Genomic DNA, 17,893 nt, shown 5'->3' with positions numbered 1-17,893 from the left:
AAGCCGAGATACAGTCTTTCCGAGGACATGACGTAAAGTTTTGTAAATAAACGCCAGATATCGCATAAAAGTTGAGTGTCCCTCCCGATAGATAGTTTGAAGGGCACAAGGGTAAGCATCACATAATGCTAATGAATATTGAAAAACGTCCCACTAATGTCGAATGGGACAAATGGATTTGTCCAGACATCAGACCTGGGTGGAAACTTGCCAGACTGCGGAGTTCAGAGGAAATTATTCTGCAAGCAATAGAAGGAGGGAGGGAATTTCGCTTCAATGAGGTCGAAGGCTATGCTTTGCGCTACTTCACGGGTGTTTTGACGGTGAGTGAAGTTCAAAGTCGGTTGAGTGCAGAATTTTCTAGGTGCGATCGCGACTTAGTAGCAAAGCTAGTGGAAAAACTTCTTGCTATGGGGATTTTAGCACGTTCTCAGGGCCCTCGGTTGAAAGCGATCGCCCAGTGGCTCGAACATCCCGACGGGTCTTGGATTTTGCGGAACCCGGAGGAAATGACGTTCCTGCAAGTGAGTCCAGAGGAAAAAGTGGCGATCGAACAGTTGGGAGTTTCGCAGGATGCAAGTGCAGCCGAATTCTGCATTACTCACGAAAAACTGCACGCTTTGTTGGAATTATTGGCCGCTACCGCCATGTTAGAACCCGATATCGACCAGTGTCAATTGTAAAGAAATGTAACAGAATTCAAATTCGGCGTAAAAACCGATAGGTGATGCAGATAAAGAGATAGAAGCTCGCGAACAATTGAAAAGCACAAAGTCATTGTTAATAAATTACCAGGAGATACAGCATCTATGAAACGGAAACAGATATTTCAAGCAACAGCAACGGCACTATTTCTTAGCTTGTTAGCCGGGGGAAAAGCTCTAGCTTTTGCGTTCAACTTTACCCCTATTGCAATTTCCGATCCCAACAACCTATTTAACCTTGGATCTTCAAACAGCAGTGTTGGTCAAGGACTTGGCCGCACAAGCCTGCAAGCAGGGTTTAACACATTTGATGCCAAGCAAAAGGGATTTGCTATCAACAATAACGGTGGAAGAGTTGCTTATTATGCCAATCTAACTGGTGGCGGTCAAGCAATCTACAGCTACACGGGAGTCGGTGCTCCCAGACTAATTGCTGATACTCAAACCAGTTCCAAGTTTAGCAGTTTTGGTCAAGGACTTTCCATTAACAAGTCAGGAACAGTAGCATTTTTTGCAACCCTAAAGACTGGAGCTACAGGCATATACAGCTATGATGGCAAGATTGGTTCACAACCTAAACTTATTGCCGAAACTGGCAGCGAATATAGTAGTTTTCTACCGGGACTATCACTCAACGACAAGGGAGAAGTTGCATTTTCCGCCGTCAAAAATGGAGTTCGAGAAATCTTCAAAAGCGATGGTAGTATTACGCTGAATATCACCAATTGCAAAAGTGCTGGTGCAAGTGATTTTCAATGTCCCATCACTGACGCACCCTCCATCAACAATGAAGGAATGGTAGGATTTACAAGTCACTATGGCCTTTGGAGTGGAGATGAAAATGGGATCAATCAAATAGTTAAAGACTCTGCCTCTTTTTGGAATGGTTGGTATCGCGAAGCCAACATCAGCGATAACGGATTTGTGTCTTCTTATGTTCACCGGAACGGCAGTGGTCAAATGCTGATTAGTGCCGACGGATCGATCTTTGGTCGCAACGTTATCGCTGGTACTAATTTCGATCCAGTCACAGGTGTGACTAGCAGCAACTTTGATTCTATCGGTACTAATTCCATCAACAAAAAAGGAATAGTTGCCTTTACAGGTAGTCAGGTAAATGTGGGCAAAGGAATCTTTATTGGAGACGATGCGGTAAACGATAAGATTGTAGGCATTGGATCTATCCTCATGGGTACTGATGGCAAAGCTCTTTTTGGTGGTTCCGCAGTAACAGATATTTTCTTCGATCGCGAAGGTTTAAGCGACGACAACGAAATTAGTTTCTGGGCAAAACTTGCCAATGGTATTGAAGGCATTTTCCGTGCTAACAAATTTGCCGATTCTCAATATAATCCTTGGCTACCCAACTGTAACCGTGATGGAGCCACCCACAGTTTTTGCAATGTTGAAGGAAATCGCTGGTTCGATCCTCCCACCGCCTACGGCTTTAACTACAAGATGACTTCTGACTCTTTATTTACTTCAATTCTCGACTTGCCGAGCAATTTTATTAAACCCTTCACCGTAGCAGTTGGAGACATCATTTTAGGCAAGGATTTCACCGCAGGCGATCGCATCGATTTTAGCCAATTTGCTGCCGAACTTGGCGCTTTACTCGTCAACGGTACTGGCGTTAAAGAATTTACCGTCACCGGTCTTGATGTCGATCCCAACAATCCCGCCGTATTCCCCATCAAACTCGCCTCTAATACCGATTTAATGAGCTTTGATATGTACGCACTCCTCAACCCAGATGCAGCACCAGAGAACCCTGGTATCCCTGGTGGCCCTGACCCTGACCCTGGCATCGGTGGCGGCACCGAACCCGTTCCCGAACCGACGACAATCCTGGGCACATTAATATTTGGTGCTGTCGCTGCCAAACTCAAACGTCAACGCGCATCAGCTAACAAAGAAGTTTAATTTTCAACGATGGTAAAGGCGTAATTAATCGCGCCTTTACACAACAAACTTGGATTTTCTCAATGCCTAAATTCAGGAGTATTCCCGTGCATCTAACAACAAAAAATCTAATTCGCTGCATCACAACAGCCTTTGCCGCCAGCATAATTGTCGCATCCGAACCACAAAAAGCTAGAGCTGCAAGCCTCTACAATGGCTGGAATTATGCCATTGATTCTTTCAATGACGGCGTAACAGGAGGACAAGTAGGAGGTGGAGCATTTGAATTTTACGGCCTGGCATTTCAAGAAACTGCCGAGAAAATTTTTGTTGCTCTTAATACTAATCTATCTTTAGCAGGATTTGAACATGGTGGTGTTCAAGGAGGCAGTATTAGTTATGGCGATTTGTTCTTAAATTTCTCTGGTTTAAAGTTCAATGAAGCTAGTACAATCGGTCAATTATTTGCCGTCCGTTTCGCAGAAGGCAATGACTCCGGCGCTGAAACCACAGGAGTTTATAGCAATGTCATCGCCAAAAGTGTAGCCGAGACTAATTCGGGCTATGGGAATTTAAACGAGTACAACGCTCACATTAAATCCAGAGGGGGTACGCCTTCAACGGGTGATTTAAGTGCTACTGATTCCTACTTTGAGCAAACAGGTGACTGGACAGTTCTCAATGTAATTGATTCTGGTGAAAAAGTAGGTGATATCAGTTTCTTGACTACCGCAGCATTAAACGTTATGGGTTTAGATTTTGCTCATTTTAAAGCAACCGGTTCTCAAACTATTGGATTTAGCTTTGACAAATCTTTAATGCCTTCTGGCAGCTTTATCGCTAATTTCTTTGCCGAATGTGCTAATGATGGCATCGCAATTAATGGAGAATTGGAAAATGATGACATCCCGATTGATGGAGAATTGGAAGCCGTGCCTGAACCATCTTCTTTCTTGGGAACTTTGGTAGCGTTAGGCCTAATTGGTGCTCGCTTACTGGCGAAACGTAAACATCATCGGGAAAGTTTACAGATTTTTGCTGCATCTGACGAATAAGATAGGCTTAATCTTGCAATTTCAGTGTTTTAACGTCTGCTTGCGGCAATAGTAATTGCCATCCTTTTGCTAATTGCTAATCTCTAATATTGGCGGAAAACAAACACTTGGCAATTAGTAATCAGCCATTAGCAATTAGCAATTAGCAATTAGCAATTAGCAACTAGCCATTACCAATTAGCAATTAGCAATTAGTAATTAGCAATTAGTAATTAGCAATTAGCAATTAGCAATTAGCAATTAGCAATTAGCAATTAGCAATTAGCAATTAGCAATTAACAAACAACAATTCAATAATATTGACTGATAAACTTGCGAATGTGTTGAGCGATCGCCTCCGGTACTTCCTGCGGCAAATTGCTCCCCCCGCCACTAACAACTTGCATTTCGGCTTTAGGAGCTAGCCCAGCGTAGGATTGGCTCAGTGACAAACTTACTGCCTTATCTTCCGACCCTTGTAAAATCAACATAGGTATCTTCAGCCAACAGGCGCGATCGTCCAATAACTCTCCTTGAATTTCTACCTGTCTGCGATCGAACAAAAGCTTAGCAGCCGCAGGCGACTTAGATAAACCTTGCTTCAGTTGGATCAATCCCTCAAGTTTTTTTTGAACGCCCAAAATTCTAGCCACAGGAGAGAGCGATCGCAATACCCCTAAACCAGCAGTCGGCAGCACCCACAACCACCTCGCCCACAACCAGCGCTGCTTTAAAGATCCTACCTTCAACCCCTCTGGTGCCAAAAGTACCAAACCCAAAACTCGATCCGAATACTTCAACGCATAACTCGCCGCAATCCAGCCTCCCAGAGAATGAGCAACTAAATAAAACTGCCGCAGTTTCAAAGTCTCCAAATACTCAGCCAAACACTCAACCTCTAACTCAATCGAATAGTGAATCTTGCGAGCCGCCGGCTCAGACTCACCAAAACCCAGCAAATCGGGTGCAAAACAATGGTAATCGGCACCTAAACGTTCAATCACGGGTAGCCATTGAGCACTGTCATGCAACGAGCCATGCAAGAATACCACATCAGCACCAGAGCCGATTTCACGCCAGAAGATTTGCCCAACAGAGAGCTTTACGCGGGAATTACGGAGCGATAAATACATCCTTGTTCAATGTTGAGGCGTAAAAAATTTGATAATTGTCATAACAGAGCGAACTCAAACCTCAAAGAAGATTGTACGCCAAAGGGGAATCTTACCCACACCTAAATTGATACACCCGATCTTGCATAGGCCTAGATTCTTATTAACTTCTTTCTAGCTTAAGCCAGAGTCGTCAGACCATTAAAATAGTCTTGTAACTGCTGGCTGTGGTCATGGCTGAGCTTACCCTCTGGCAACGAAGCCGGAAAGAAAGCTTGAACCTCGCTAACCTCAAGGGTATCGTAGGCTTGCATATTACCTTGCACTTCCGCTTCCACCACTACACAAATAGAATGAATTCTCGGATCGCGATCGGGAGCAGAGTATACGCCCACTAAACGGCGAATCTTCACTAATTCTAAGCCTGTTTCCTCGGCTAATTCGCGGCGGACGGAGGTGAGAATATCTTCGCCCCAGTCTACCATTCCCCCCGGCAATGCCCATAAACCATTATCACGGCGGCGAATTAAGACTATTCTACCGTCTGGCAATAAAGGGATAACGCTAGTGCCGGTGATGGGGTGACGAAAGATCAGGCCCAATACCGTTTGTCCAATCTGCCACAATCGACGCATAAGAAGGAAGAAGGAAGAAGGAAGAGGGAAGAAGGAAGTAGGAAGAAGATTTTTTGAGATTGACTTACAACTATCGAAACTTGATGATTATAGAACTTACGCACCCTTACAGTATGGCCGCCAACGGGTACAGAAAAGAAACTATCAAGATGGCGGTGTTAGGGATAGTTTTGCGTAAGCTCTAGTTTAATTTATGTATCATTAGTTAAATTTAAGATTCTAATTCCTTCCATTTAGCTTTTGAGTCTTATCCACCAGTCACGACTCAGGACTTAAGACTGCTAAAAAGTCGGCTAAAACTTCCTCTGCATGGGATTCTGGTTTGACTTTGCGGTAGATTTTTTCAATCCTACCATCTGGAGCGATCGCATAAGTCATCCGGGTGATGCCCACATATTCTTTGCCCATAAATTTCTTGAGCCCATAGCAACCGTAAGCGGTAGCGACTTTACCCCCCTCATCGCACAGCAAGGGAAAAGGTAGTTGATATTTGTTCACAAATTTAGCGTGGGATTTGGCATCGTCGGTGCTGACACCGAATACAGCGATATTCCGAGACTGGAACTCGGAGTATATATTGCGGAAGCCGCAAGCTTCTTTAGTACAGCCGGGAGTGTTATCGCGAGGGTAAAAATACAGCACAACTCGCACTCCTCGCAAATCTGCGAGGCTGATTTGGTTGCCTTGAGCGTCGGGTAAGCTGAAGTCAGGAGCTAAATCTCCAGGGTTAAGGGTCATCTGTTAATTTTGTCAAGAGGGCAATTGGTTTTTCGCGGCTGCCTGGAGCCTGCTATGATCTATTTGTGAAGTATCTGTAAACAAACTAGCTTAACGCGGGATACCGCGTTCTAGTAAAGTAATAATTCACGCAATTCTGGGGGTGCCATAAATTCAGCACTTCAATCAGAATTAGTAAGACCAGTTCGGTCTGAAGTTACGCCTGTGGACAAGTTGGAGCCGACTCCCTTGGTAGAAGCAGGAAATGAACGTTAAATCTACTATAGGTAGATTTGAGTAAGTTTCATAGAACGGTAACTACTCGATATATGAGTAGCTCTAATGCCCACAGGTGGCAGAATGAGTCTCGGAGAGGCTCCGCGGCTGCTTAAAAATATGCAGCCGTTTTGTTGTTTATTATTGAGGTCAGCATGGCTAAACGCCGCAATCTAAAGAAAGAGAAAGCCCTACGGAATCAAGCTTACGCACGCAAGTTTCGCAAACGTAAAACTACGCCTTTTTACTCTGGCGGCAGAGGCGGCCAGCGGTCGTCTGATGGCGGGAGGCAACAAAACGACATGGCGGCTGCTGAAACCTAATGGCCAAGGCGCTCGTGGGCTGCGGCAATTGCTTTTCTGACTTGCTCGAATCCGGTTCCGCCGTAACTATTACGAGCTGCAACTACTTGCCGGGGAGCGATCGCATCGTATATATCTGACTCAAACTGAGGGTGCAACCCTTTCCACTCCTCAATGCTTAAATCTTTGAGGAGTTTGCCCCCCACGATGCAGGTTTTGACAACTTTGCCTACGAGGTTGTACGCTTCCCGGAAAGGTACGCCCCGTGCTGCTAGATAGTCTGCTACGTCTGTGGCGTTGGAAAAGTCTTCCGCCACAGCAGCGGCTAGGCGATCGCCATTAAATACAATTCCTTCGCTCATCAGTACCGCCATTGCTTCTAAGCAAGCTTTGACGGTTTTTACGCTATCAAACAAGGCTTCTTTATCGTCTTGCAAATCTTTGTTGTAGGCCAAGGGTAAACCTTTCATTAGCACTAGCATACCTTGCAAGTGACCAAAGACGCGCCCGGTTTTTCCCCGCACCAGTTCGGGCACATCGGGATTTTTCTTTTGGGGCATGATGCTGGAACCCGTAGCACAGCTATCTTTGAGCGTGATAAATCCAAATTCCTGAGTTGACCAGAGGATGATTTCTTCTGCTAAACGACTCAGATGTACCATGATCAAGCTGGCCGCTGCCAGAAATTCGATCGCAAAGTCGCGATCGCTCACTCCATCCAAGCTATTAGCATAAACTCCTTCAAATTGCAAGAGTTCCGCCGTAAAATGTCGGTCAATGGGAAAAGTAGTTCCTGCCAGCGCCCCGGAACCCAAAGGCGAAATATTCACCCTCTTACTCACATCACCCAGACGTTCCCAATCCCGGTCTGCCATTTCAAAGTAAGCTAACAGATGATGAGCTAAACTCAAAGGCTGAGCGCGTTGTAGGTGAGTGTAACCAGGAATCAAGGTTTCTACATTCTGCTCAGCGATGCTGAGTAAAACATATTGAAATTCCCTCAATTGGTGGCGAATTTTGGCAATTTCTGCCCGCAGGTAAAGGCGGGTATCAGTACCCACTTGGTCATTGCGCGATCGCGCCGTGTGCAACTTTTTGCCCACATCCCCAGTAATTTCCGTTAGTCGCTTTTCGACAGCAAAGTGGACATCTTCCGCCTCAACTCCCGGCTTAAAAAAGCCTTGCTGATATTCCAGGCGAATCTGTTCCAAACCAGCAACCAGTTGTTCGCCTTCCGCCGCAGAAATTATCCCAGTTTTAGCCAACATTGTTGCATGAGCTACAGAACCAGTGATGTCATATTCGATCAGTTCAATGTCAAAACTAATACTGGCATTGAAACGTGCGATCGCAGGGTGCAACGCCGATTCAAACCTTTGGCTCCAAGTTTTAGGGTCAGTTGTCATAGGTGTCAAGTATCAAGTGTCAAGTGTCCTACATTGCCGATTGCATTAGAATACTTGAACTCTGCCATTAACCGTTAACTGTTAACTGTTAACTGTTAACAAATCTAAGGCATAATACCCTTAATGAACCATCCCACAAAGAGACCAATTATAAAAGCCGCAGCTTGACCACTTGAAAGGAAGTTACTCCAGGCTTTCTGGATATCACCAAAAATGTCATAGGTTTGACCTAACAACACTGTCCCATCAAAAAGCGAATTCCAAAGTAACAAAAGTAGACTATCATTCGCATCAGTCAGACTGAAGAAATGGTTAGTAATTTCCGGCACGGTATTAAGAATCATTTGTATTTTCCCCTGAAGCAGAAAGTTTTACTCGCATTACAACAAGCGTCATGTCATCCCCATTGCGGTTTCCCAGACCAATAAACTGCTGAACTCGATCGAACAAGTAATCTAAAATAGCTTGGGACTCTTGATAATTATGACAAGCCCACTGAAAAGCCGCACTTAAGTTTTCCTCATCAAACCGATCGCCCCTTTGGTTAGCAGCATCAGTAAAACCATCAGTGTAATAAATAATAGTATCTCCCGGAGATAATTGCACTTGCGCCTCAAAATAGTGCGAATCTGCATCCAAACCGATCAGCATTCCTAAAGTATCTAGCCGTTTAAGAGAATTTGTTGCCGACTGCCAGAGCAAAGGTGGGTTGTGAGCCGCATTACTGTAAGATAGAATCCGCGTTTTAGGATCGTACTCAGAATAAAACAAAGTCACAAATCGGTGGGAATTATCCAAATCCGCGTACATCACCCGGTTTAAATGTTGGAGAATTCTAGAAGGCGAGTGGCGGTTTAAAACTTCAGCTCGTAGCATCCCCCGCGTCATCGTCATAATTAAACCCGCAGGTACGCCTTTCCCCATGACATCGCCAATCACAATACTCCAGCGACCTTTTTCAATTTTAGATTTGAGATTTTGTAGCAGGGAGGAAGGATATTCTCCTTCACGGGATTTCAAAAGCGGGTCATAATCAGCGGGAATAAAATCATAGTAATCTCCCCCAACTCGGCTAGCAGTTTCGCAACGAGCGGCCACATCAACGCCGGGAATCTTCGGGCATTGTCGAGGAAGCAACCGCAGTTGAATTTCGGCTCCAATTTCTAATTCTCTGTCTAAACGTTCTTTTTCTTGTAACTTAACAGTAAGTTCGTCATTTGCGATCGCAACTGCTGTTTGATCGGCTACTAATCTGACTAATTTCTGCCGACTTGGAGTCCAAACATATTCGGGATCGTGGCTAAAAACATAGAGGCGACCGCGTTCGGAATTCTTCACCAGAATAGGAGCTCCAAACAAGTGAACATCCTCGCCCAAATAGCGGCTTACTTGATCGTCAAGACTTGCAGTAGAAGTTTGCAGAAAAGTTTCAGGAAAAGCCTCTAAAGGGTTTCCCATCTCAGCCACAACTTCGCGAGTTGCTATCTCCAGAGCTTTCCGCATATCTTGACACTGGCGACCTTCCTGACAGTGCAACTGCTGGAACCTAACTTGACCATTTGGCTTAAAAAGTACCAGAGCTCCACCGTCAGCATCAGTAACGCGAGTGGCGACTAAAGGAATTAACTCTAAGAATTGATTGAGATTGTTAAAACTACGAAGGGCAAATCCCAAGGAACTCAACATATCTTGAATATTATGCTGTTCCCGATGCAGTCGCGCCACCAGTTCTTTAAGTGCGAAAACTGGCGTTACTTCTGAAGGATTACGACCGGGAGAGCGGTCAGCCGGTTGAGGTGATGGTCTTGGCAAAGGCACAGCAGTCATCGGGTTGGGATTTATTAGTAACAGGCTTAATTGAACTTGGGATTAATTGCTAATTGCTAATTGCTAATTGCTAATTGCTAATTGCTAATTGCTATTAACTTTAGCTATTAACAGTTAACAGTTAACAGTTAACCACTCAGTAGCGCTTCTACAAACTCATAACTAGAAAAAGGGCGGAGGTCTTCGATGCTTTCCCCGACACCAATAAACCGGATTGGTAGACCTAGCTGCTGTACTACAGCCAGTGCCACACCACCTTTAGCAGTTCCATCGAGTTTTGTCAAGACTACTCCACTAAGTTGTGCTGCCTCTGAGAAAACTTCAGCCTGTCGCAAACCATTTTGCCCCAAGGTTGCATCCAAAACTAATAGAGATTCTACGACAGCACCGGGAGCTTTTTTGTCTATAATGCGACGGATTTTGCTAAGTTCGTCCATCAAATTTTTCTTGTTTTGGAGGCGACCGGCGGTGTCAACAATTAAGAGTTCTGTATTTCGTGATTGAGCAGCGGCGATCGCATCAAATACTACAGCAGCGGGGTCAGTATTTTTCCCAGGATTGGCAATCACTTCTACATCGCTACGGGCTCCCCACACTTTCACTTGTTCTACTGCGGCGGCCCGAAAAGTATCAGCGGCCGCTATTAAGGTTCGGTAGTCTGATTTCTGAGCAAGGTGGGCTATTTTACCAATAGTTGTAGTTTTACCAGCTCCATTAACCCCAACTATCAGCCAGATATTGAGGGTATCTTTTTCTGGCGCAAAAGTTAAGCTGTAGGCAGGATTTCCAGAAGCGCTTTCTTGGCAAGGCTTATCGAGGAGTTCGCGTAAAAGTTTTTTAAGATAAGCGATCGCTTGTTCGGGAGGTAACACTTCCTCTCGCAGTTTTTGCTGCAAAGCATTAACAATAATATCTGTAGCCTCAACTCCGACATCTGCTTGCAATAGCAGTGACTCAATTTCGATCACTGCATCTTGATTGAGGGGGCCTTGGCCAACTATGGCTTTAAGCTGGTTAATCAAACTACGGCGGGTTCTCTCTAACCCTTGCCGCAATTTTTGTAGCCAAGTAATTTCTTCAAAAGAAATTTGATCGGGACGGCGACCTTGAGAAGCTAAAATTTCTGCTGACCACACGAAACCCTCATCGAAATCAACTGGAAATTCTTCATCAATAACTGTCGAAGGTTCGGCTGCTGTTGAATTAATAGCAGCGATCGTTTCTTCTGGTTCTTCAATTGCCGTTTCTTTTAATCGTTCGATCCGCGCTTCTCGTTCAGCTTGGGCCCTTGCCCAAAATGGTAAGGGTTCGGCAGTCGTTGTTTCTGAGGGTGGAGTTTCTGATGCAGAAATTGTTGCTTCGCCTGGAGTTTCTGGCGAAATCGCTAGCGGTGGTGCAGAGGTTTCTGCTTCTATTTCTGGTGTTTTTGCTGTTGTTACTTCTTCTACTGGATGAATTAATTCTGTTTGTTCAGCAGGTGTTTCCGCTATAGAAATCTGTAAAGTTTGTGTAGCAATTTCTAGTTCAGCAACAGATTCAGTAATTTCTGGCGGCGTAACTTCTGGTGTAGCTGATTCCTCAATTTGGGGAGTCTCAGCAACAGGTTCAGTAATTTCTGGCGGTGTAACTTCTGGTGTAGCTGATTCCTCAATTTGGGGAGTCTCAGCAACAGATTCAGTAATTTCTGGCGGCGTAACTTCTGGTGTGGCTGATTCCTCAATTTGGGGAATCTCAACAACAGGTTCAGTGATTTCTGGCGGCGCGATCTCAGGTGTAGCTGATTCCTCTACCTGCGAAACCTCCGCAGCGGTTTCTACCTCAAGTGGTTCCGTAACTGCTGGGGGCGAGACTTCTGCGGTTTCAGCCAGTCCTTTTTGCTGCTGAATATTTTTATAGGCGGCTTTAGCCCAACTTAGGTAGTCTTCAGCAACGGCTTCAGGCTGTTCTTCCTCTGGAGGCGTTGATTCCGTAGAATCAGTTTCCGGTTCAGCGGATTTAGCCTCGTCGTTTTGGGAGTCGTCGGGGCGATCGCTATACTGGCGGCGAAACCAATTAAAAACCATAGTGAAAGGGGGAATGATGAGGGATAAAATATAAAGACACGCTTTACACTTCACACTTTACCCTTATCATTACCAATTACCAATTCCTAATTACCGATCGCCTCCAGCTATTCTAAGCTAAGCTCGATTCTGGCTTAATTTTCTCCACAGCCCGCCGCAGCACTCCATTAATGAACCGGTATCCCTCATCACCGCTGTAGCGTTTAGCCAATTCTATAGCTTCGTTAATCCCTACCTGTTCGGGAAGGTCGAGAAACATGATTTCAGCCACAGCGATCCGCATGATATCTCTGTCAATTCGAGGTAAGCGATCTATTTGCCAATCTACCAGCGCCGCACTCAGCAATTCATCAATTGCAGGGCGGTTAGCGCTTACTGTACCCAGGATCTTTAAGGCATAGATGCGAACATCCTCTTGGTTGGCTAGATGGATTGTTTCTGGCAATTCTAGGGCTATACCTAAGCGATTAATGGCCGTTTGGGTCAGTTCTATGGCTTCGTGTACCATTGTCCTGGCAGTCTGCAAGTCAGGGGCACGGATTTCACTGGCCAGGAGGCGATCGCTACCCCGTTGCACTTCGGCGGCGGCTGTTTCGATCGCATCTTGGACTTCCCCCGCCAGGGTGCGGACAGCCGCTAATACCACATCTTGTAATTGTTGCGCTTCTAAGCGTTCTGGATTTGCGGGTAGTTGGCTAATACCAAGAAGTGCCACTTCACGCGCCGTTTCGCGGGCTTTTTTCATATTAGTTAGTGGTTAGTTGTTAGTGGTTAGTGGTTATTTGTTGGTTGTTGGTTGTTAGTAAAACAGGACTTACGCACCCTTACGGTGTCTACCAAATCTGGCTTAATATCCTCTTTAATTCTTTAAGTCCGCGTAGGCGGACTTTGTTTGTGTAGACGCGATTTCAATCGCCGAGAAATAAACCATCACCAAAGTTTTGAGTACAGTTAACAGTTAACAGTTAACAGTTAACAGTTAACTGTTAACTGTTAACAATCTTCTTCTACAGGAACAGGTTGTAACCTACTTTCAGAAAGTAAGGGTTCTAGCTTTTTGCCTGGGATATTTGCTAATGGTACAGGAATAGAGACAGTAGGATTAACAATACCGCCAGATATTATTACCTTAAAAGCATCTTCAACAGACATAGAGAGAGTAATCACTTCATTTTCTGGGACGATCGCGTACCAGCCAGTAGTAGGATTGGGTGTAGTAGGGACGAAAATACTAATCATAGTGCCTTGTAGGTGAGACTCAATCTCGGCGCTTACCGTATTCGTGACAAAACCCAAGGCCCAAATCCCTCGTCGAGGATACTCTACCAATATTACGCGGCGAAATTTATCATTAGACTTGAGGATAGTTTCTAGAAGCTGCTTGAGGGTTTTGTAAACCGAGCCGGCTAGAGGTATCGCCTGTAATAGCCTTTCACCAAAATCTAGCAGCCATCGCCCCGCAATATTGCGAGCCATCAAACCGATTAGTAAGATGCTCAGCAGGGGGACAGCAAGACCTACCAAGAAATTCAGTAGATTTACTAACAGTGGGTGGAGTCCGTCAAAGGGATTGATCTGGTTGGGAACTTTGGTAAGAAAATTAATGACCCAACTAGCAATAGTAATCGTCAGCCAAATTGTGGTAGCTAAGGGGATCACTACCAACAGACCTGCAATCAGGTCATTTTTTAAGTCCTGCTTGAAGCGTTGGAACATGGTAGTCTACTGTCCTTAATAACTGGCTCAGGGAACAAGTCAAATGTGAGAGGGTTTAGACTAGGCTGGTTTTGAGGATAGTAGCTGTTTTATTGTCTGCTATCCGGCAAGATTGCGCCTTGGTCTCAGGGAAGAGTTCGCGATGGCTACGCCGGCCGCAGGCATCGCGCATCTTCTGTGTACCTGCTTGAGGTTTTTCTGACAATCAGGCACAGGGATTGGGTGAATCCGTAAGCTCTGATTCTAAGAATTATGCCAGTCAAATGTATATTTTAAGACAATTTTAATTAGGAGGTGACTTCTAACCTCTGAAGACATATATGATTAGGACTAAAGCCCCGGACAATCAGTAGGGTGCGTAACTAAGCCCAAACTCTGAGCCTATCAATCTCTAAAAAAAGCCTAACGCACCCACAAGTTGATTTAACTGTGACAGTTGCGTAAATCTATATAAGTTAGAGTCGATCGCGGCACTGCTAACAGTCGAGGTATCAGATGGAAATTGGTGTTCCCAAGGAAATCAAGGATCAAGAATTTCGTGTCGGGCTCAGTCCCATGAGCGTTCGGGTATGTTGCGATCGCGGCCATGCAGTCTTTGTGGAGAGTGGTGCTGGTATTGGTGCTGGTTTTACAGATGCCGACTATATTCAAGCTGGGGCGAAGATTGTATCAAACTCTCAGGATGCCTGGAATCGAGAATTGGTGGTAAAGGTTAAAGAACCTTTACCTGTGGAATACCCGCTGATGCAAAAAGGGCAGTTGCTCTTTACATACTTGCATTTGGCGGCGCATCGCCAGCTAACTGAATATTTAATCGCTTCGGGAGTGCAGGCGATCGCTTACGAAACTGTCGAGCTCCCAGATCAAAAATTGCCCCTATTAACCCCGATGAGTATCATTGCAGGCCGCTTGTCTGTGCAGTTCGGAGCTCGGTTTCTCGAACGCCAGCAAGGGGGGCGAGGCGTGCTTTTAGGGGGTGTCCCTGGAGTTAAACCGGGTAAAGTGGTAATTCTCGGTGGCGGTATCGTCGGTACGGAAGCCGCTAGAATTGCCGTAGGTTTGGGCGCTCAGGTACAGATTTTAGATGTAAATTTGGAGCGTTTGGCTTATCTGGAGACTATCTTCGGTTCTAGAGTGGAATACCTCTACAGCAGTTCATCTCAAATTGAGGCTGTTGTTCCTGATGCTGATTTGCTCATTGGTGCGGTATTAGTTTTGGGCCGTCGAGCTCCGATTCTAGTATCTCGCTCTTTGGTCAGCAAGATGCACCCTGGTTCGGTGATTGTCGATGTGGCTGTTGACCAAGGGGGTTGTGTGGAAACTCTGCGAGCGACTTCTCACACTAATCCTACTTACATTGAGGAAGGTGTTGTCCATTATGGTGTCCCGAATATGCCGGGGGCAGTTCCTTGGACGGCTACTCAAGCACTGAATAATAGCACTTTGCCTTATGTTGTCCAACTTGCCAATCGCGGTATTAAAGCTCTCGAAGGTAACTCTGCTTTAGCAAAGGGTTTGAATGTTCAGAATGGTCGTTTGGTGCATCCTGCGGTGCGGGAGGTGTTTCCTGATTTGGCAGATTAGGTTTGAAAAAAGATCGCGATCGGGACTTACACACCCAACCAAAGAAACCGGGTTTTTTGACGAAAATACTTCGTTTTTACCCACATACGAACTCAAAAACCCGGTTTCTGGGCCCAATCATTTAATCGTGTCTGAAAACGACTTTAGCTATTAGTCAGGGGTTTTAACCCCTGACAGGTTCTCAGTTTAAAAATACGCCGCCTTCTGCTTGAACGTTCAGCGATTTTGTATCAACGCTTAAATCAGTTGTAGCGCTAAAACTGACTTGCAAGAATCCGGGTGTCGCGGTTGCTTGAGGACGTACCATTAATAATCCCCCGTCTTCGCGCTGGTAAGTGATAGTGACGGGAGTTTTTAGACCTTTAAGCTGAATTTCTGACTGTTCCCCTAGTGTTCGCGGTTGCGTGTCCCCTACTACTTGATAACTAATTAAAGCATTTGTCGTATTCACCAGTTTGATTGTGACTACGCCTTCTGAGGGTTCTACTCTGGCGCTAGGTAGGGGGAATCGCGCAGGGGCCGCCATTGTCTGCGCGGGTGTCTGTGGGGTGGCCTGTGGTGCGGCTGGGGTGGCATTGGGTTGGGTGGTTGCAGGTTGGGCCTTTGCTGGTTCCTGACTCGCGGGTTCTGTGGTAGCAGGCGCGGCTGCCGGTTTCCCTTGAGGTGGAGGCCCACCTGCGAAGGCAATTGTACTTAGACTGACAAGCAGGCTAGCACTGAGGACTCCTAGCCAACTGAGGTTTGTTTTGAGTGGGTTATTGTGTGAAATCATCAATATATCTCCTATAATCTGTGAGGAAAGTTATGAGCCTAATCGTTATACAGTGTGAGGTATTGCCAGCGTGTTTTACTAGAACAAAGGTTTTTGTTGCTGAATGTGAGTTTGACGAAAATGGTTACAACCATGATTCTTTCGTTGAACAGCCTCGAAATGACATAGGCTAAATCAATGCTTTTAGCCGTCATCGAACTCAGATTGCTAAGCAACATCCTCTTGGATCGTAAAACTTGGGCTTTTTAGAGCATCAATAGGAAGTCAACTCAAATATTAGAGCATGAAAGTATCAAAATTACCTCCTTTCTCTGGTAAGATATTTTACTCTTGCTCGGCAAGTTTTAGTTGCGATCGCCCCTCCTAGAAAATTAAAAATTAAAAATCAAAAATTAAAAATTGAATGCCAGAAAATTGAATACTAGAAAATTGTTTTATTAGTTTGGTAATGATGCCAATCTTTTTTAACGGGATTCTTCGGCTCTGTATGCAGGTAAGATAACTGTAACGATCGTACCTCTGTTGAGTTCGCTTTCAATGCGAATGTCGCCGTGATGATTTTTTACAATTCCTTGAGCGATCGCTAATCCCAATCCTGACCCCGCAGCGGTACGATGAGTACGAGCTGGATCTGCACGATAGAAGCGATCGAACAAATGAGGTATCGCTTCTGGTGGAATCCCAATACCAGTATCTTTAATTTTAACCTGTAAAGCCCTGTTGAGAGCTGAGGGCTTCTTGCCTTTGGCTGGAAGTTGCAATTCAATGTCAACTTTACCGCCAGAGGGGGTGTAATGCAGTGCGTTACTGATAAGATTTGTGAACAAACGAGCTAATTGATCCCAGTCACCACAGAGCGTAAAATCATCCTCAGATGTGTCCAGATCGACTATTTCCAGTGAGAGGTTGATACCTGCTGCGATCGCGATCGCCTTTTGTTCTGCGATCGCCTCCATTAACAAAGCATCTAAGGGAACAGGAAGCAATTGCGGCTGTACTATACCGCTATCTTGTCTAGCTAAGAATAGCAAATCATCAACCAATTTTCCCAACCTCCGAGTCAGCCTTTCTATAAGTAGTAGCTGTTGTTGCTGTTGAGGTTCGATATCTGGTTCTGCTAAAGCTACTTGTACATTAGTTTGAATAGTTGCGATCGGATTTCTCAGTTCGTGAGAAGCATCAGCAGTAAATTGTTTAAGATGTTGATAAGACTCTCGCACCGGTTCCATCGCCAACCCCGATAATAACCAGCCAATAGCAGCAACAGAGATCACCATTAAACCAGTACCCAGGCTTAAATCTAGCATCAATTGACGAATAGGTTTAGTAACTTCAAACCAGGGATGGCTAACCCGCAAATATCCTAACACTTGGCGACCAACTTCTACGCGGTCTGTCACCTGTCTGAGGATGTAAGATGAATCATTTGTTTTTTTATAGACTGTCTCACCAGTACGGTTAGGATTGAGGCGAATATCCAGAGGTTCAGCGAGAGTAGACCAGAGTAATTCCCCTGTAGGACTAAACCATTCTAGATCGATATGGTCGTCTTCTACGTCAACATCATTATCTCGAAAGCTATCAAAAACATTAACTTGAAATTGGCCATTGAGAACTACGGGAGACATTGCGGGGGGAGTTTCTACGGGTTCGATAACGAGGGATCTTTCTACTACTTCTACTACGTGGTTGAGGGTGTCGTCGATGCGTTCAATTAAGGTAGTACGAACGTAGATATAGAAACCTGTAGCAAATAGTAATAAGAGGACGGCGGTAACGGCGGTATACCAAATAGCGAGGCGACGACGAGTAGCTTGAAACATAACACCTGGTAAGTAGAAGG

16 protein-coding genes are annotated in these 17,893 nt (G+C 45.2%); 5 read left to right on the top strand and 11 right to left on the bottom strand.

What is annotated here, in order from left to right; translation table 11 throughout:
• Positions 1-131 precede the first annotated feature (131 nt).
• The 3 genes from OSCI_RS21795 to OSCI_RS21785 all read left to right on the top strand — a co-directional run bounded on the left by OSCI_RS21795 (position 132) and on the right by OSCI_RS21785 (position 3,661).
• Positions 132-683, top strand: a complete 552-nt coding sequence (locus tag OSCI_RS21795) for a hypothetical protein (RefSeq protein ID WP_234708795.1) — start codon at positions 132-134, stop codon at positions 681-683.
• A 126-nt stretch (positions 684-809) separates the two neighbouring features.
• Positions 810-2,627 carry a choice-of-anchor tandem repeat NxxGxxAF-containing protein gene (locus OSCI_RS21790; RefSeq protein WP_007357315.1) on the top strand — a complete coding sequence of 606 codons (1,818 nt, stop codon included), beginning with the start codon at positions 810-812 and terminating at the stop codon, positions 2,625-2,627.
• 62 nt (positions 2,628-2,689) lie between these two features.
• Positions 2,690-3,661, top strand: coding sequence for an XDD3 family exosortase-dependent surface protein (locus OSCI_RS21785; protein ID WP_234708794.1), 972 nt, complete (start codon positions 2,690-2,692; stop codon positions 3,659-3,661).
• Positions 3,662-3,951: 290 nt separating this feature from the next.
• Here the strand turns inward: OSCI_RS21785 and OSCI_RS21780 are convergent, their stop codons facing one another.
• The 3 genes from OSCI_RS21780 to bcp all read right to left on the bottom strand — a co-directional run bounded on the left by OSCI_RS21780 (position 3,952) and on the right by bcp (position 6,125).
• Entirely contained in the window at positions 3,952-4,773 is an 822-nt protein-coding gene (locus tag OSCI_RS21780) for an alpha/beta fold hydrolase (RefSeq protein WP_007357313.1), read from the bottom strand.
• Between the two features lie 158 nt (positions 4,774-4,931).
• Complete coding sequence (locus tag OSCI_RS21775) at positions 4,932-5,387, bottom strand: NUDIX domain-containing protein (RefSeq protein ID WP_007357312.1); 456 nt, start codon at positions 5,385-5,387, stop codon at positions 4,932-4,934.
• A 258-nt stretch (positions 5,388-5,645) separates the two neighbouring features.
• A complete protein-coding gene (gene bcp / locus OSCI_RS21770) occupies positions 5,646-6,125 on the bottom strand; it encodes a thioredoxin-dependent thiol peroxidase (RefSeq protein WP_007357311.1) in 480 nt (159 codons plus the stop codon).
• Positions 6,126-6,535: 410 nt separating this feature from the next.
• Here bcp and OSCI_RS30895 point away from each other — a divergent pair, with 410 nt between their 5' ends.
• On the top strand, positions 6,536-6,703 hold the full coding sequence (locus OSCI_RS30895) for a hypothetical protein (RefSeq protein ID WP_007357310.1): 168 nt from the start codon (positions 6,536-6,538) through the stop codon (positions 6,701-6,703).
• Here the strand turns inward: OSCI_RS30895 and argH are convergent.
• The 6 genes from argH to OSCI_RS21740 form a co-directional block, all read right to left on the bottom strand.
• A complete protein-coding gene (gene argH, locus OSCI_RS21765) occupies positions 6,700-8,088 on the bottom strand; it encodes an argininosuccinate lyase (protein ID WP_007357309.1) in 1,389 nt (462 codons plus the stop codon). The two genes, OSCI_RS30895 and argH, sit on opposite strands and share 4 nt — an antisense overlap.
• A 104-nt stretch (positions 8,089-8,192) precedes the next feature.
• A complete protein-coding gene (locus OSCI_RS21760; RefSeq protein ID WP_007357308.1) occupies positions 8,193-8,432 on the bottom strand; it encodes a hypothetical protein in 240 nt (79 codons plus the stop codon).
• A complete protein-coding gene (locus OSCI_RS21755; RefSeq protein WP_007357307.1) occupies positions 8,422-9,915 on the bottom strand; it encodes a PP2C family protein-serine/threonine phosphatase in 1,494 nt (497 codons plus the stop codon). Before OSCI_RS21755 ends, OSCI_RS21760 begins: the two co-directional genes overlap by 11 nt.
• Before the next feature lie 128 nt (positions 9,916-10,043).
• Positions 10,044-11,978 (bottom strand): signal recognition particle-docking protein FtsY, encoded by a 1,935-nt coding sequence (ftsY, locus tag OSCI_RS21750; RefSeq protein WP_007357306.1) that lies wholly within the window; start codon positions 11,976-11,978, stop codon positions 10,044-10,046.
• 112 nt (positions 11,979-12,090) lie between these two features.
• Positions 12,091-12,723 (bottom strand): transcription antitermination factor NusB, encoded by a 633-nt coding sequence (gene nusB / locus OSCI_RS21745; RefSeq protein ID WP_007357305.1) that lies wholly within the window; start codon positions 12,721-12,723, stop codon positions 12,091-12,093.
• Positions 12,724-12,971: 248 nt separating this feature from the next.
• A complete protein-coding gene (locus OSCI_RS21740; RefSeq protein WP_007357304.1) occupies positions 12,972-13,694 on the bottom strand; it encodes a DUF502 domain-containing protein in 723 nt (240 codons plus the stop codon).
• Positions 13,695-14,189: 495 nt separating this feature from the next.
• Here OSCI_RS21740 and ald point away from each other — a divergent pair, with 495 nt between their 5' ends.
• On the top strand, positions 14,190-15,278 hold the full coding sequence (gene ald / locus OSCI_RS21735) for an alanine dehydrogenase (RefSeq protein ID WP_007357303.1): 1,089 nt from the start codon (positions 14,190-14,192) through the stop codon (positions 15,276-15,278).
• Positions 15,279-15,459: 181 nt separating this feature from the next.
• Here the strand turns inward: ald and OSCI_RS21730 are convergent, their stop codons facing one another.
• Entirely contained in the window at positions 15,460-16,050 is a 591-nt protein-coding gene (locus OSCI_RS21730; protein ID WP_007357302.1) for a hypothetical protein, read from the bottom strand.
• A 464-nt stretch (positions 16,051-16,514) separates the two neighbouring features.
• Entirely contained in the window at positions 16,515-17,873 is a 1,359-nt protein-coding gene (locus OSCI_RS21725) for a sensor histidine kinase (protein ID WP_007357301.1), read from the bottom strand.
• Between the last annotated feature and the right edge of the window lie 20 nt (positions 17,874-17,893).

Origin of the sequence: Kamptonema sp. PCC 6506 (assembly GCF_000180455.1) — a bacterium.
GTDB lineage: Bacteria > Cyanobacteriota > Cyanobacteriia > Cyanobacteriales > Microcoleaceae > Kamptonema > Kamptonema formosum.
This window is presented reverse-complemented; position numbering and strand designations above follow the sequence as displayed.

What these genes read in the sequence shown, in the direction of transcription:
- OSCI_RS21795 (WP_234708795.1), top strand. Translation starts at nt 132, where the DNA reads ATGAATATTGAAAAACGTCCCACTAATGTCGAATGGGACAAATGGATT.
- OSCI_RS21790 (WP_007357315.1), top strand. Translation starts at nt 810, where the DNA reads ATGAAACGGAAACAGATATTTCAAGCAACAGCAACGGCACTATTTCTT.
- OSCI_RS21785 (WP_234708794.1), top strand. Translation starts at nt 2,690, where the DNA reads ATGCCTAAATTCAGGAGTATTCCCGTGCATCTAACAACAAAAAATCTA.
- OSCI_RS21780 (WP_007357313.1), bottom strand. Translation starts at nt 4,773, where the DNA reads ATGTATTTATCGCTCCGTAATTCCCGCGTAAAGCTCTCTGTTGGGCAA.
- OSCI_RS21775 (WP_007357312.1), bottom strand. Translation starts at nt 5,387, where the DNA reads ATGCGTCGATTGTGGCAGATTGGACAAACGGTATTGGGCCTGATCTTT.
- bcp (WP_007357311.1), bottom strand. Translation starts at nt 6,125, where the DNA reads ATGACCCTTAACCCTGGAGATTTAGCTCCTGACTTCAGCTTACCCGAC.
- OSCI_RS30895 (WP_007357310.1), top strand. Translation starts at nt 6,536, where the DNA reads ATGGCTAAACGCCGCAATCTAAAGAAAGAGAAAGCCCTACGGAATCAA.
- argH (WP_007357309.1), bottom strand. Translation starts at nt 8,088, where the DNA reads ATGACAACTGACCCTAAAACTTGGAGCCAAAGGTTTGAATCGGCGTTG.
- OSCI_RS21760 (WP_007357308.1), bottom strand. Translation starts at nt 8,432, where the DNA reads ATGATTCTTAATACCGTGCCGGAAATTACTAACCATTTCTTCAGTCTG.
- OSCI_RS21755 (WP_007357307.1), bottom strand. Translation starts at nt 9,915, where the DNA reads ATGACTGCTGTGCCTTTGCCAAGACCATCACCTCAACCGGCTGACCGC.
- ftsY (WP_007357306.1), bottom strand. Translation starts at nt 11,978, where the DNA reads ATGGTTTTTAATTGGTTTCGCCGCCAGTATAGCGATCGCCCCGACGAC.
- nusB (WP_007357305.1), bottom strand. Translation starts at nt 12,723, where the DNA reads ATGAAAAAAGCCCGCGAAACGGCGCGTGAAGTGGCACTTCTTGGTATT.
- OSCI_RS21740 (WP_007357304.1), bottom strand. Translation starts at nt 13,694, where the DNA reads ATGTTCCAACGCTTCAAGCAGGACTTAAAAAATGACCTGATTGCAGGT.
- ald (WP_007357303.1), top strand. Translation starts at nt 14,190, where the DNA reads ATGGAAATTGGTGTTCCCAAGGAAATCAAGGATCAAGAATTTCGTGTC.
- OSCI_RS21730 (WP_007357302.1), bottom strand. Translation starts at nt 16,050, where the DNA reads ATGATTTCACACAATAACCCACTCAAAACAAACCTCAGTTGGCTAGGA.
- OSCI_RS21725 (WP_007357301.1), bottom strand. Translation starts at nt 17,873, where the DNA reads ATGTTTCAAGCTACTCGTCGTCGCCTCGCTATTTGGTATACCGCCGTT.